The sequence below is a fragment of the Mycobacterium simulans genome, from assembly GCF_900232995.1.
Taxonomy (GTDB): Bacteria; Actinomycetota; Actinomycetes; order Mycobacteriales; family Mycobacteriaceae; genus Mycobacterium; species Mycobacterium simulans.
Genome location: NZ_OCVX01000005.1, coordinates 18986 through 32071 on the forward strand (window position 1 = coordinate 18986; position 13086 = coordinate 32071).

The following is a 13086-nucleotide window of genomic DNA, read 5'->3' on the forward strand; positions in this document are numbered from 1 at the left end:
CCAAACAGACATCACGTGAGGATGGTGATGATCCCGGACACGCCTTGGTTGCCCGGAACGCCCAGGAGACCCGTGTTTCCGTCGCTGCCGCCCGGCCCTCCGGCTGCGCCGCCGGCTCCGCCCTGGCCGCCCAACGCGAAATTTCCACCCGTGCCGGCCTTGCTGCCGGCTCCGCCGGTAGCGTTCCCGCCGTTTCCGCCACTGCCGCCGTCGCCACCCTGGCCGCCCATCCCGCCGTCACCTCCGACGCCGGCAACGCCCGCGGCGCCGGCAAATCCGATCAGCCCGCCGGCTCCGCCGCTGCCACCGGTGGTGCCACCGGCACCCCCGGCACCGCCGGAGCCGCCGGCGAGGCCCACCAGGCCGTTGTTGCCGTTGGCAGCGGTGGCCGTGCCGGTATTGGTGGTGATGGCTGCGCCGCCGGTGCCACCACTGCCTCCGGCGCCACCGATGCCGCCGACCCCGCCGGTACCGCCGGCACCGGCGGCACCACCGGCGCCGCCGAACCCGATGAACGACCCGGCCGCACCGCCGTTTCCGCCGACGCCCCCGGTGCCGCCGGTTCCGCCGTTGCCGCCGATGCTGCCTGCGGCGGCGGCCGTTCCGGCGGCGCCTCCGGTGGCGGTCCCGCCGGCGCTCTGGGCCGCCCCGCCGGTCCCGCCGTCACCGCCGTTGAAGCCCGCGCCGCCGGCACCACCGGTTCCACCGGTCCCACCGGTGCCGCCGACGCCGCCATTGCCGATGAACATCCCGCCGCGTCCGCCGTTGCCGCCGGCGCCACCGGTGCCACCGTTCTGGCCATTTGGCCCCACTACGGTGCTGGCGGCACCGCCGTTTGCGCCGGCGCCGCCCACCGCGTCACCACTGCCCGTGTTTTGGCCTAGGCCGCCAGCGCCGCCGTCACCGCCGTTCCCGCCATTGGTCGAACCCGCTTGAGCCTGGCCACCGTTACCTCCGGTCGCCGTGCCGGCGCCGTTGGTCTGGCCGGTGCCGCCGGCACCGCCGCTGCCGCCCCTGCCCCCGTTGGTGCCGGCGGTACCGCCATCTCCCCCTTTGCCGCCGGTGCCGTTGTTGCCGTCGGTCGACTGCCCGAGTCCGCCTTTGCCGCCGGTTCCGCCACTCTCGTTGGTGCCGTTGGTGCCGTTGGCACCTGGATCCCCATTGCCACCAGTTTGGGCGCCAGTACCGACATTGTCCGCACCGGGATTACCGGTCGCACCAGGGGGACCCGGCGGTTGGCCGGGCGTCCCGGTCAGACCGGTGCCGCCCTGCCCACCGGCTCCACCGGAACCGAACCAGTTGGCATTGCCGCCATTGCCGCCCTGCCCGGGCAGGCCGCCGAGAATGCCGGCCACCGCCGGGCCGCCCTGCCCGCCGTTTCCGCCGTCGCCCAGCAATGTGCCGCCGGCGCCGCCATCGCCACCGACCGCGCCGGCTCCCCCTACGCCGCCGTTGCCGCCATTGCCGATCAATACTGGCCCGGCGCCGCCATGACCACCGGCCGCGCCATCGCCGCCAACGCCGCCAACGCCACCGCTGCCGAAGTAACTGGCGGCCCCGCCCACGCCACCAGCGCCACCGCCACCGCTGATGCTGCCCACCCGCCGCCGTTGGCGCTGCCGCCGTTGCCGCCCTGCCCGCCGGTACCGCCGGCAATGGCGGCACCGGCGGTATCGGCGGGGCGGGGGGGACCCGGGGGGACGGGGGGGAAAAAAACCGGGGGGGGGGGGGGGGGGGGGTGGTGGGGGGGGGGGGGGGGGGGGGCGGGGGGGGGGGGGGGGGGGGTGGGGGGGGGGGGGGGGGGGGGGGGGCGGGGGGGGGGGGGGGGGGGGGGGGATCGGCGGCGGGTTCGGGAAGAGGGGATCCCCCGCGGGAACCACTCCGATCAGCGAGGTGAGCATCGTGCCGGGCACGTCATAGTCCGTCCGGTCGTCCCGGAAGCGGCCCGCCACAAGAACGCCGCCATGTATCGAGTGCGGTAGTCGCACCGTACCGGTGCCCGTCGGTTCCTGCCACGCCGCCGGCGTGTTGGTCGTCTCCGACACCGGCGGCGGCCCCCGCAGATCGCTTCCTGAGTTAACTGCGTTATGCGTGTACGCTGCGACCCGGTGTGTCGGTTCGGTCCATCCCGGCGCGAGATTAGCCCTGATGGAAGCTACCTTGCTTTGATGGTATGGGCAGTAGATCTCCACTGACGCGGTGATGAATCGGGTTATGGTGGTCGTGACGCGGGCGGGGTATAGGCGCATAGTCGGGTCACTGTTGTACGCATCGTTACGAAGCCCGTCCATTATGTCGTTCACCGGCATGCCGCCATCGAGTTTGCGACACACTTTGTGGGCTGCGGCGATGACGCGTGGCGCGTTCGCGAGGACGGGGATTTCTTTTTTATCGAGCAGTGCCAGAAACTGGTCGTCTTGGTTTGGATCGGCCGCTGCTGCGCCGCCATGCAGCATTGCGGCGCCGGTTAGCGCCACGATGGCGGTAACCAGGGCGCTGGCGTGACTAGTCGTGCGGGTGTGCATGGTATGGCTTCCTTTCCGCTCGAACCGTGATCCGGCGGGCTTTTGGATGGGTGACTACGCCACATGTCTGGCTATCTGGTCAGGTTTTTGGCCGGCCCTCGGCAGATCGTGTTAGCGATCGCGAGCACACCGGTCACCGTCCCCGCGACGGCCCAGGCCGCGGCACCAGCCGCGTCAGCGGCTATCGCCGCGGCCACTGCAAGCACGGTGTGGTGCCGATGGTTTGTCCTCATTTCGCGCCCCGTTCCAAGGGCCGCAATTCCGTGGTGTGGGCTCACCTCGAATTGCCGCCGATCCGGGTGTCCCGCAGTGCAGGTGGCTGCCATGAACCCAGTGTTATCCTTCCAGCACACTGGAATGTCAAGGGCGTCGCACGAGAATCAATTGGTCCGCACGTGGCGATCAGGCAAGTGAAGCCGTGGCGTCGCGGCTAAGAGCGAGCGTCGAGTTATCGGCAAATAGCGCGACAATGAAAGCAGTTGCAGTGCAACCTAATACAGAAGCCGGCGACGCTGGTGGTAACCCTCCATATTGGGCAAAGTTCGTCAAAAGCTGGCTGGCATTGACTGCAGTGACCGCAGGAGCTAAGGGGGCGGAAGGACTCCTGGGAACGGGTCGCCAACCGGCAGACCGACCACGCGGCGCCCGCCCAGACATTTCGTGTCGGGCAGCGTGCCTCCCAAGTTTGCCGGGGTTAAGTCATTGACTGCCCTGTCCGGGCTGTCGCCATCGGATGGCTTCGCCACTCCCGAATCCTTAGCGCGGCTTCCACGACGTAATGAGCTAGACGGGAAATGGTCGCGATTAAGCGGCGGCGGGCCTGAAAGCGCTTGACGGCTACGACATTTCCGCCGAGGCGTTACAGATTCGCCACGCTCGGCGAGATACTGCGGCTGCGCTGTGTCGTGGTAGCCGCGACGTGCATTGATTAGACGAGATGGATGACCAACGCCGGGTGCACCAGCAAGACAACACCCAGAAGTACGAACATCGCCGCCGCCACACCCCTGACCCGATCGCCGAAAGGGGCTATTTTCTCTAGCCAGATCAGAACAGTAAATGCCAGCATCCATGCCAGTTGCATTGTGCCGAAGGCGATCAGCAGCGCCATCAGCATCCAACAGGAGCCGATGCAAGACATGCCGTAGCGGCCGCCGGCAAGAAATGCTCGGGTCGGACGGTCAGGGTGGTTGTCATGGGGGAGGAAACAGGGCATGCGCGAGCGGCAGTGCCGCAGGCACATCGCCTTTAGCGGCGTGAGCTGATACAGCCCCGCGGCCACCGCCACAGCGCCGGCCACGCGGCCGACCCAAGCACAGGTGTGGTCCATCGGGTTCAGGCGACCATCCGCCAGAAAGGCGGGAATGCCCGCCGCGCTCCACAGGGCCAGGTATCCGGCGACGAAGATGACCACTGCGGCGGCGTTGCCGGCAGCGGCGCGGCCGTAGCGGCGGACGGCGGGCAGGACCGCGGGAAGCATCATTGCCGCCATCATGGCCGCCCACGCGATCAGGAACGCGGCCAACGACATCGATGACATGGCCGCCATTGACATGTCGTCGCCGCGCATGCCGCGAGCACTGACCACTGACCACCACCAGCCCACACCCGCCAAACTCAGCAGGAGCGCCGGCAACCACAGATCAGTCCTCGACCGCCCGCGCGCGTCGCTGTCGCCCACTTGGCAACCCCTTCCGTTGGCGCCCATCTTAAGGCGACGACTTGGACGTGCGCTGTTCTCCTCACCGGGATGGCCAACAAATCGCCGAATAACCCATCATGTCAACGGCTTTCGCGGACCTGCTATCGGCTTCCGGCGCCCCGCCCTTGCGGTGCCGATCTAGTCGCGAGCATGGCCGACTTCGACGGGTGCGGCCACATCCAGGTCGCTTTCCAAGATCCAACACACCGTGGAACGGTCGTGTTCGGTGGGCGGGCCATCCGACGCATGGTCAAGAAGGGCCTGCAAGTGGCCTTCGAGGGCGACGAGTTCAGCAATCTGCACGCGGACTTCGTCGACACGGGCGCTCAGCAGCTGTCGCACGTGCGCGCACGGCACCTCGCCGCGGTCGTGGATCGCCAGGATTTGACGTACCTTCTGCAAACTCAGCCCGGCCGCTTGGCCCCGATGGATGAACCGCAGCCGATCCACGATCTCGGGTCCATAGTCGCGATACCCGGACGCGCTGCGTGCAGGCGGCGGCAGCAGCCCCGAGTCCTCATAGAAGCGCAGGGTCTTGGTGCTGGTGTTGGTGAGTTTGGCGACCTCGCTGATCTTCATGCGACTCCCCCTTGACCTTCCAGTGCACTGGAAGGATAACACTGGGTTTACGGCAGCCGCCAGCAGTGCGGGACACCCGGATTGGAAGCGATCGAGGTGGGCCCACCGCTGAACTTGCGGCCCTCAGAAAGGGTCACGAAATGAGGACACACCATCGACACCACACCGCGGTTGCCGTCGCCGGCCTGGCCGCTGACGCCGCCATCGCCATCACGCTCATTCCGCCGGCAGGCGCGCAGCCAGACAACGGCTCGATCTCGGGCATGCCGCCTCTCCCTCCAATTACCTACTACGGTGCGATCGCCTACGCCCCAAACGGCGCAATGGGCAAAGCGTGGCGCCACCGAAATCCGGCATACGCGGAGAGCGCCGCCTTGAACCGATGCGGCGTCTCCAGCTGCAAAGTGCTCAGCAGCTTCACCCGCTGCGGCGCAGTGGCTCATGACGGCTCGACCTATTACGGGGGAGTCGGCAGCACGCGCCGGATGGCAGAAAACGACGCCATGACCAGACTCGGCGGCGGATGGATCGTGACCTGGGCGTGCAACTAAGGGGCCCTTGATCCCGCGTCGGCGGGTTCAAGCGGCTGCAGGTCTGCAAGCCAGCAGACCAGCGACAGTCAACTCCTCCGCCGCCATGTGACGGGGCAACGATATGAAGGGAGCGTTCTAGATGATGGTGTTGCATGGACTCTTGGCCAAGGCGGTGCCCACCGTGGTGACCGGCGTAGTCGGGGTTGCGGCCTATGAGGCGCTGCGCAAGGGGGTGGCGAAGGTTCCGCTGCGCGCGGCGGCCGTCACCGTCACCGCCTGGGGCATGCGCGTGGCCCGCGAGGCCGAGCGCAAGGCCAGCGAGAGCGCTGAGCAGGCCCGGTTGAAGGCAGCCGACGTCATCGCCGAGGCCAAAGAGCGCGTCGGCGAACCAGTTACACCGCTGCTGGTGGCGGACTCGGACAACGACCATGACCACTGACACCCTCAAGGATTCCGACGTGACGCTGAATGTCGTCTCCAATGCCGCGGGACGGATGCGTGTGCACGCCACCGGATTTCGTTTCGACGCGGTGCGAGCCGTCGCGATCGAGGACACGGTCGCCAAAGTAACGGGCGTGTGCGCGGTATATGCCTATCCGCGTACGGCATCGGTGGTGATCCTGTACTCGCCTACGAGCTGCGACACCGGTGCCGTCCTGTCGGCGATCGCCGATGCGCGGCGCATCCCCGCGGAGTCGGTACCAACGCGCCCGCCGCATTCTGCGGTTGCACGCAACACCGGCGTAGTGCGGAAAGTCGCGGACGGGATCCGTCGCGCGCTAGGGCGCACGCCCGACCGGCCGCCCGCGAAACGGCCCAGCACCGGATGCCAGGGAGACACCGCGTGCAAGGCGCCGGGCGAGGACGCCAGGCGCCAGCGGCGAAAGTGGTTGCGACGGCTGTGGCTGGCCTTGCCGTTGGGACTGCTGTCGTTTGCTTCGACGATGGCTTTCGGCGCTTACCCGTGGGCGGGGTGGTTGGCTTTCGCCGCGACGGTACCGGTGCAATTCGTCGCCGGATGGCCGTTTCTCACGGGTGCGGTCCAACAGGCACGGGCGTTGAGCGCGAACATGGACACGCTGATCACGCTGGGGACGTTGACCGCATTTGCCTACTCCACGTATGAGTTGTTCGCCGGCGGACCGCTGTTCTTCGACACCTCGGCGTTGATCATCGCGTTCGTCGTGCTGGGCCGCTATTTCGAGGCCAGGGCCACGGGCAAGGCATCGGAGGCGATCAGCAAGCTCCTGGAGATGGGCGCCAAGGAAGCCCGACTGATTGTGGACGGCGAAGAGCGCCTGGTGCCGGTTGATCAGGTCCAAACCGGAGACCTGGTGCGAGTACGGCCGGGAGAAAAGATCCCGGTCGACGGCGAGGTCGTCGACGGGCGCGCCGCCGTCGACGAGTCGATGCTCACCGGCGAGTCGGTCCCGGTCGAGAAGGCAGTGAGCGACCATGTCGCCGGGGCAACGGTCAACATCGATGGGCTGCTGACCGTACGCGCGACCGCTGTCGGGGCGGATACCGCGTTGGCGCAGATCGTTCGCCTGGTCCAACAGGCGCAAGACGGCAAGGCTCCGGTGCAGCGGCTGGCCGACCGCGTCTCGTCGGTGTTCGTGCCGGCCGTCGTCGGTGTTGCCGCCCTCACGTTCGCCGGGTGGACACTGCTTGCCGCCAACCCGGTGGCGGGCATGACGGCCGCGGTCGCGGTGCTGATCATCGCGTGCCCGTGCGCGCTGGGCCTGGCCACCCCCACCGCGATCACGGTCGGCACCGGACGCGGCGCCGAAATGGGGATCCTGGTCAAGGGCGGCCAGGTGATGGAGGCGTCGAAGAAGATCGACACTGCGGTGTTCGACAAGACGGGCACCCTCACCCGCGCCCAGATGCGGCTCACCGATGTTATTGCCGCCAAGCGGCGCCAACCCAATCTTGTGTTGCGGCTTGCCGCCGCGGTCGAGTCGGGCTCCGAACACCCCATCGGCGCGGCGATCGTCGCCGCCGCCCAGGAGTGCGGATTGCAGATTCCGGCCGCCAAGGCGTTCACCAACCTGGCCGGGCACGGGGTGCGGGCCGAAATCGACGGCCGCCGCGTGCTGGTCGGGCGGCGCAAGCTCGTCGACGAACACGATCTGGTCCTGCCCGACCACCTTGCCGCGGCAGCGGTCGAGCTGGAAGAACAGGGCCGCACTGCGGTGTTCGTCGGCCGGGACGACCAGGTAGTGGGTGTGCTGGCGGTAGCCGACACCGTCAAGGACGACGCCATCGATGTAGTCCGTCAGCTGCACGCCATGGGGTTGCAGGTCGCCATGATCACCGGCGACAACGCCCGCACGGCGGCCGCGATCGCCAAGCAGGTCGGCATCGACCGAGTGCTGGCCGAGGTACTACCGGAAGACAAGGTCACCGAGGTCCGGCGGCTACAACAAGAGGGCCGGGTAGTCGCAATGGTCGGCGACGGCGTCAACGACGCCCCCGCGCTGGTGCAGGCGGATCTGGGCATTGCGATCGGCACCGGAACCGACGTGGCCATCGAGGCCTCCGACATCACCCTGATGTCCGACCAGCTCGACGGTGTCGTGCTTGCAATCCGGCTCTCCAGACGGACCCTGCGCACGATCTACCAGAATCTTGGCTGGGCCTTCGGCTACAACACGGCCGCGATCCCCCTGGCCGCGCTGGGCTTGCTCAACCCGGTTATTGCGGGCGCCGCGATGGGATTCTCTTCGGTGAGCGTGGTGACCAATTCGCTGCGGCTACGCCGGTTCGGACGCAAACATCCGACCGCGGAGTTGGCGGCGCGGCCGACGGCGACGCACGAACGACCGTCGCATGATTAGGTTCACACGGCGGGCGGTGCTCGCTGTGCTCGGCGCGGGCGCGGCTGTCGCTATTGGGTATTCGCTGCACGGCGTCCTGGGATCACCCGTCCTCCGGATCCGCCTCACCGATGGCGGCATGATGGGCGCCAGCCCGGCCGACATGAGCCTTTACATGGACATGTTCAACCGGCACTCGGAATTCACCCGCACCGTCGAGGAGATCCCCGGTGGAGTGCGTACCATAACCCAATCACGCTCTCCCGATCTCGTCGCGAAGCTGCAGGCGCACGTGTCGAGCATGTACGCGCATATCGACCAAGGCGCCGAGGTCATGTGTATGAGCCAGAGCCTGCCGACCCTGTTCCGCAACGCCGGCGGCTACCGCCGCGAGTTGACGCTCACGCCCACGGGTGTAATCGCCGAGGAAACGTCCGGCGATCCCGCGCTCACCGAAGCCATCCGTGCCCACGCCCGCGAGGTGAGCGGGTTCGTGTACGAGGGAATGCCCGCAATGATGAAGGGCATGATGGGCGGTTCCGGCGGCATGAGGGGCCCCGGCGGCATAATGGGCCCCGGCGGCATGATGGGCCCCGGCGGACCACCGTAACCGCCGGCTGCCCAACCGCGGACGATGTCATCGACAAGCCCGGGGTTTTGTTAGCCCGGCTTCAGGACTCACCGGCGATGGGCAGTCCCGGGCACAGCCTGACGTAGGCCATATCGGGCGACACCCAGTCGCGCCACTGCTCGCGGCTCATGTTGGTAGTCAGCTTGGCGCACAACATCTCCGGCGATGCATCCGCTGGCCAGAGCCGCACTGTGGTGTCGGCGCCTGCGGAGGCCAGCCTTTGCCCGTCGGGGCTGAACACCACACTGAGCACCGGGCCCGTGTGGCCTTCGTGGAAGGCCCCGAACGGTTGGCCGGTTGTGGCGTCCCAAAGCCGCACCGTGCCTTCGCTTTCGGCGGCGGCAAGCCGACGTCCGTTGGGGCCAAAGACCACGGCATTCACGGCGCCGCCGTTCCCTTTCAGAGGGTCACCGACCGATTGTCCGGTTCCAGCGTTCCAAAGCCGCACTGTGCCTTCGCTTTCGGCGGTGGCCAGCCGGCGCCCATCGGGGCTGAAAGCCACACCGAGTACCGGGCCGGCATGGCCGGTGAGGGTGGCGACCGATTGCCCGGTGCCAGCGTCCCACAGCCGCACCGTACCGTCGTCGCTGGCGGAGGCAAGCCGGCGCCCGTCGGGGCTGAACACCACGCTGTCAACTTTGCCGGTGTGGCCGGTGAGGGCGGCGATCGACTTGCCGCTGGCGGCGTCCCACAGCCGCACCGTCTGGTCGGCACCGGCCGAAGCCAGCTGGCGCCCGTCGGGGCTAAACACCACGCTGAGCACCGAGCCGGTGTGGCCCATGAGGGGCGCGCCGACCTGTTGTCGGATCCCCGTGTCCCACAGCCGTACCGTTTGATCGGCGCTGGCGGAGGCCAGCCGGCGCCCGTCGGGGCTGAACGCCACACTGTTCACGTTGCCCGTGTGGCCGAGAAGGGGCATGCCGGCCGCCTGGCCCGTGGCGGCGTCCCAGAGCCGCACCGATTGGTCGTCGCTGGCCGATGCCAGGCGTCGACCGTCGGGGCTGAACGCCACACTGTTCACGGCGCCGGTGTGCCCGGCGAGCGGGGCGCCGAATGGTTGGCCGGCGTCCCACAGCCGCACCGTACCGTCGCTGCTGGCGGTGGCCAGCCGGCGCCCGTCGGGACTGAACACCACGCCATTCACGATGCCGCCGTGGCCGCTAAGCGATGGGCCGCGGTCGCGGCCGGTGTCGGCGTCCCACAGCCGCACGGTCTGGTCGGCGCTCGCGGTGGCCAACCGGTGCCCATCGGGGCTAAACGCCACGCTTTGCACCGGCCCAGTGTGGCCGCTGAGCGGCGGGCCGATCCCTCGACCCGTGTCGGCGTCCCATACCCGGACCGTTTTATCCATGCTCGCCGAGGCCAGCCGGTGACCGTCGGGGCTAAACGCGACGCTGAGCACCGGGCCGATGTGGCCGACCAGGGGGGCGCCGACGGGTTGGCCGGTCCGGGCGTCCCACACGCGCACGGTCTGGTCGTCGCTGCCGGTGGCCAGCCGCTGCCCGTCGGGACTGAACGCCACACTGACCACCGAACCGGTGTGGCCGACGAGGCGTGCCCCGACCGGGTCACCGGTCCGGGCGTCCCACAGCTGCACCGTCCGGTCGGTGCTCGCGGTGGCCAGCCGGCTGCCGTCCGGGCTGAACGCCACGCCGAGTACCGAGCCGGTGTGGCCCCGGAGGGAGGCGCCAACCTGTTGGCCGGTCTCGGCATCCCACACCCGCGCCGTCTTGTCGAGGCTCGCGCTGGCCAGCCGGTGACCGTCGGGGCTAAACGCCACCCCAATCACGTTGTCCTCGTGCCCGGTCAGGGGGGCGCCGACCTGCTGGCCGGTCTCGGCATCCCAGACCCGCAGCGTCTTGTCGAGGCCCGCGGTGGCCAGCCGGTGACCGTCGGGGCTAAACACCACCCCGTTTACCGCGCCGACGTGGCCGGTGATGATTTTGAGGGTGCTGGCTCGCTGGGCCACCGCGGTGTAGAGCGGGCCGTCGTCGGACGGAACGGGCAGGGCGCGCGCGGCCAGAATCTGCTGAAACGCCCGCGCGTCCCCACCCGGCTGGGTACCGGCCAGCATGTCCTGCGCCTGGGCGATCAGAATCTGCCGCTGGGCGATCAGCTTGCCCTGCAAAAGGGTCTGCGCCTGGTGTCGGGCTTGGACGGCCTGCACACCCAGCATCACGGCCACGAGGGCGACGACGGCGGTGACCGCCAACACCGCAACGAGGATCCGTGAGCGCTTCCGCAGCGTGGCCGCGCGCCGCTGAGTGGCTTCGAGTTCGGCTTGCCGGCTTTCCACACGGGCTGCCAACGCCGCCTTCTCTTCCGCGCGTCGCTGGTCGCGGCGTTCGCGTATGACACCGGTGAGCACATCGTGCGTGAGTTCGATGCGTTGCGCGCCGTAGCGTTCCTCGAGCCGTAGCAGCCGCGCCCCGATTAGCCTGGTTAGTTCGTCGTCGGTGAGACGCAAAGGCACCGCGTCCTCGCGGGCGTAGCTGTTGCGAAATCCCTTCTCGGTGATTAGCTCCGACTCGATGAACTGCGCGACGCGCGGCGGCAGATCCCTTACGCATGACAGGTAGTAGTTCGACAGGATGTCACGCCTGCCGTCCTCGACCAGCCGCTCGTCGAAGTGGCTCTGGCCGCGCCGCTTCCGATCCTCATTGAGCTCACGGCAGAACAAGCTGAGCAGCCCGGGTTCCACCCCTGGAGCGCCCTCTGGAGCGCCCGACGCGCCCCAAACGCCCGAGTCGCCGCCGGGATGATCGACGTCGGCATATGCGGTATCGCGGGCGCGGCGGAGATCCTCGCCCGCGATGATTCCCACCACCCGGCGCGCCAGCGAACGGGGCATCATCTCTTCGGCTGGTTTGTGCACCGCATCGACTGCCTCGGGTGCCCGCATACGCAGCAGACGCATCCGCGAGTGCCGGAGTTCCGGGATAAGCTCGCGCCACCCTTCAAGTTCGGGGAGACAGTCTTCACGCAAGCTAATCAATAGCTTGTAATTGCGCTTCCGCAAATGGAATCGCGCCGCCACATCCCCGTCGTCTTCGATTCGCGCCGCCAGGTCGATGGGAATACGATTCTCGGCCAGGTCAGCCAGCTCATTGCGGAATTCCCGGACCAGATGCGGGACCCGTGCACCGAGCGTAAAGAGCTCTTCGAACTGGTCGAGGACAATCACGGGCGTAAGTAGATAGTTCTGCGCGCTGGAAAGCTCAAGGTCGGCGCGATGCAGGTATTCCCAAAGGGATTCATCTTGAAAAGGCAGCACCGGATCGGGCACATCGGCTCGAATCGTGTTATAGACCGATTGATGTAATTGGCGAGTGAAGGGTGCCGCACCCGGCTCGAAGTCGAAGCGCACATAGACCGGCAGCAAGTGGTGCTCGCGCAGCAACGGGAACAGGCCCGCCCGCAGCAGCGACGTCTTGCCCAGACCGGACGCTCCGTACAAGACGGTGATCGGCGCCTCAAGAACGTGGCTCAGCAGCGACGTTAATTCATGGTCACGCCCGTGGAAGAACTCTCGCGCGCTTTCCTGGTACGACTCGAGCCCCGGCCACGGGTGATCGCTGTCGAGCTGTTCGGCCGCTGTTGTGCTCGTCATGGTGTGACAGCCCACGGCATAGCACTGATTTCGTCGGCCAGCATCGCGATCGGGTGTGCATCGGCCTCACCGGCCGGCGCGTAACGAATGTCCAAGCGCTGGACGGCATCTGGCGCCCGATCGTACCGACTCGGGTTTTCGTCGACGTTCGCCGGCACTATGAAGCATCGACGCGGAATATGCGACGATCGCTGTGCTGCATCTATCGATTTCGTGGAAACGTTACCTTCCTGCTCGCGCTCCGTATTGGCGGGGACGAGCGGAATGAACAACCGGATAGCTCGGCGGATCGGGGTCAACGTCCTACGCTCCCATGCATCCCCCGGCCTATCAAGGTTGTCGTCTTGTCACACGTCCCCACCGATGTCGGTGATCGTATTGCACAGCCGCCGGGCGGCGTCTGCATTTTCACGCATGTAACTTATGAAGATCGCCGGAGCACTTGATTGCTGCCGTGGCGGTTGAGGACAATTTTTAACCTTTTGAGGGATCTGGCCTCATCAACCTCAAGACGCTTGGTCGCGGGCCGGCACCAGGTCAAACGGCAACGCGGCGCTGCTGCCCGCGGCATCCGCGGTACAACTGGTCTCGCTCACGAGCGGCGTTCCACATTTCCACGCGGCCATGGGCGGGCGCACACTCTTGGCATGAAGCCATGTGAACTCACCGCCGTCGCGCTGACCGCAG

8 protein-coding genes and 2 pseudogenes are annotated in these 13086 nt (G+C 67.7%); 4 read left to right on the plus strand and 6 right to left on the minus strand.

The window, feature by feature from the left end:
• Positions 1-11: 11 nt before the first annotated feature.
• From MSIMFI_RS28345 to MSIMFI_RS18660, 5 genes and pseudogenes are all read right to left on the minus strand, one after another.
• A pseudogene (locus MSIMFI_RS28345) lies at positions 12-1669 on the minus strand (PE family protein); the annotation flags it as partial.
• Between the two features lie 565 nt (positions 1670-2234).
• Positions 2235-2525: pseudogene (locus MSIMFI_RS29345) on the minus strand (DUF732 domain-containing protein); the annotation flags it as partial.
• 71 nt (positions 2526-2596) lie between these two features.
• Complete coding sequence (locus MSIMFI_RS18650) at positions 2597-2758, minus strand: hypothetical protein (protein ID WP_169726206.1); 162 nt, start codon at positions 2756-2758, stop codon at positions 2597-2599.
• 695 nt (positions 2759-3453) lie between these two features.
• A complete protein-coding gene (locus tag MSIMFI_RS18655) occupies positions 3454-4095 on the minus strand; it encodes a DUF2182 domain-containing protein (protein ID WP_224770330.1) in 642 nt (213 codons plus the stop codon).
• Positions 4096-4365: 270 nt separating this feature from the next.
• The gene (locus MSIMFI_RS18660) at positions 4366-4806 is read right to left on the minus strand and encodes a hypoxia response transcriptional regulator (protein WP_085248792.1); all 441 of its coding nucleotides are present in this window, start codon (positions 4804-4806) and stop codon (positions 4366-4368) included.
• Between the two features lie 140 nt (positions 4807-4946).
• Here MSIMFI_RS18660 and MSIMFI_RS18665 point away from each other — a divergent pair, with 140 nt between their 5' ends.
• From MSIMFI_RS18665 to MSIMFI_RS18680, 4 genes are all read left to right on the plus strand, one after another.
• Entirely contained in the window at positions 4947-5357 is a 411-nt protein-coding gene (locus MSIMFI_RS18665) for a DUF4189 domain-containing protein (protein WP_085248791.1), read from the plus strand.
• 124 nt (positions 5358-5481) lie between these two features.
• Positions 5482-5778, plus strand: coding sequence for a DUF1490 family protein (locus MSIMFI_RS18670; RefSeq protein WP_085248899.1), 297 nt, complete (start codon positions 5482-5484; stop codon positions 5776-5778).
• Between the two features lie 55 nt (positions 5779-5833).
• Positions 5834-8179, plus strand: a complete 2346-nt coding sequence (locus MSIMFI_RS18675) for a copper-translocating P-type ATPase (protein ID WP_191499074.1) — start codon at positions 5834-5836, stop codon at positions 8177-8179.
• Positions 8172-8768: a hypothetical protein gene (locus tag MSIMFI_RS18680; RefSeq protein WP_191498627.1), complete on the plus strand. Its 597-nt coding sequence runs from the start codon at positions 8172-8174 to the stop codon at positions 8766-8768. The genes MSIMFI_RS18675 and MSIMFI_RS18680 overlap by 8 nt, the downstream gene beginning before the upstream one ends.
• A gap of 61 nt (positions 8769-8829) precedes the next feature.
• Here MSIMFI_RS18680 and MSIMFI_RS18685 read toward each other — a convergent pair whose 3' ends face one another.
• A complete protein-coding gene (locus tag MSIMFI_RS18685) occupies positions 8830-12399 on the minus strand; it encodes an nSTAND1 domain-containing NTPase (RefSeq protein ID WP_191498628.1) in 3570 nt (1189 codons plus the stop codon).
• Between the last annotated feature and the right edge of the window lie 687 nt (positions 12400-13086).

What these genes read in the sequence shown, in the direction of transcription:
- MSIMFI_RS18650 (WP_169726206.1), bottom strand. Translation starts at nt 2,758, where the DNA reads ATGAGGACAAACCATCGGCACCACACCGTGCTTGCAGTGGCCGCGGCG.
- MSIMFI_RS18655 (WP_224770330.1), bottom strand. Translation starts at nt 4,095, where the DNA reads ATGCGCGGCGACGACATGTCAATGGCGGCCATGTCATCGATGTCGTTG.
- MSIMFI_RS18660 (WP_085248792.1), bottom strand. Translation starts at nt 4,806, where the DNA reads ATGAAGATCAGCGAGGTCGCCAAACTCACCAACACCAGCACCAAGACC.
- MSIMFI_RS18665 (WP_085248791.1), top strand. Translation starts at nt 4,947, where the DNA reads ATGAGGACACACCATCGACACCACACCGCGGTTGCCGTCGCCGGCCTG.
- MSIMFI_RS18670 (WP_085248899.1), top strand. Translation starts at nt 5,482, where the DNA reads ATGGTGTTGCATGGACTCTTGGCCAAGGCGGTGCCCACCGTGGTGACC.
- MSIMFI_RS18675 (WP_191499074.1), top strand. Translation starts at nt 5,834, where the DNA reads ATGCGTGTGCACGCCACCGGATTTCGTTTCGACGCGGTGCGAGCCGTC.
- MSIMFI_RS18680 (WP_191498627.1), top strand. Translation starts at nt 8,172, where the DNA reads ATGATTAGGTTCACACGGCGGGCGGTGCTCGCTGTGCTCGGCGCGGGC.
- MSIMFI_RS18685 (WP_191498628.1), bottom strand. Translation starts at nt 12,399, where the DNA reads ATGACGAGCACAACAGCGGCCGAACAGCTCGACAGCGATCACCCGTGG.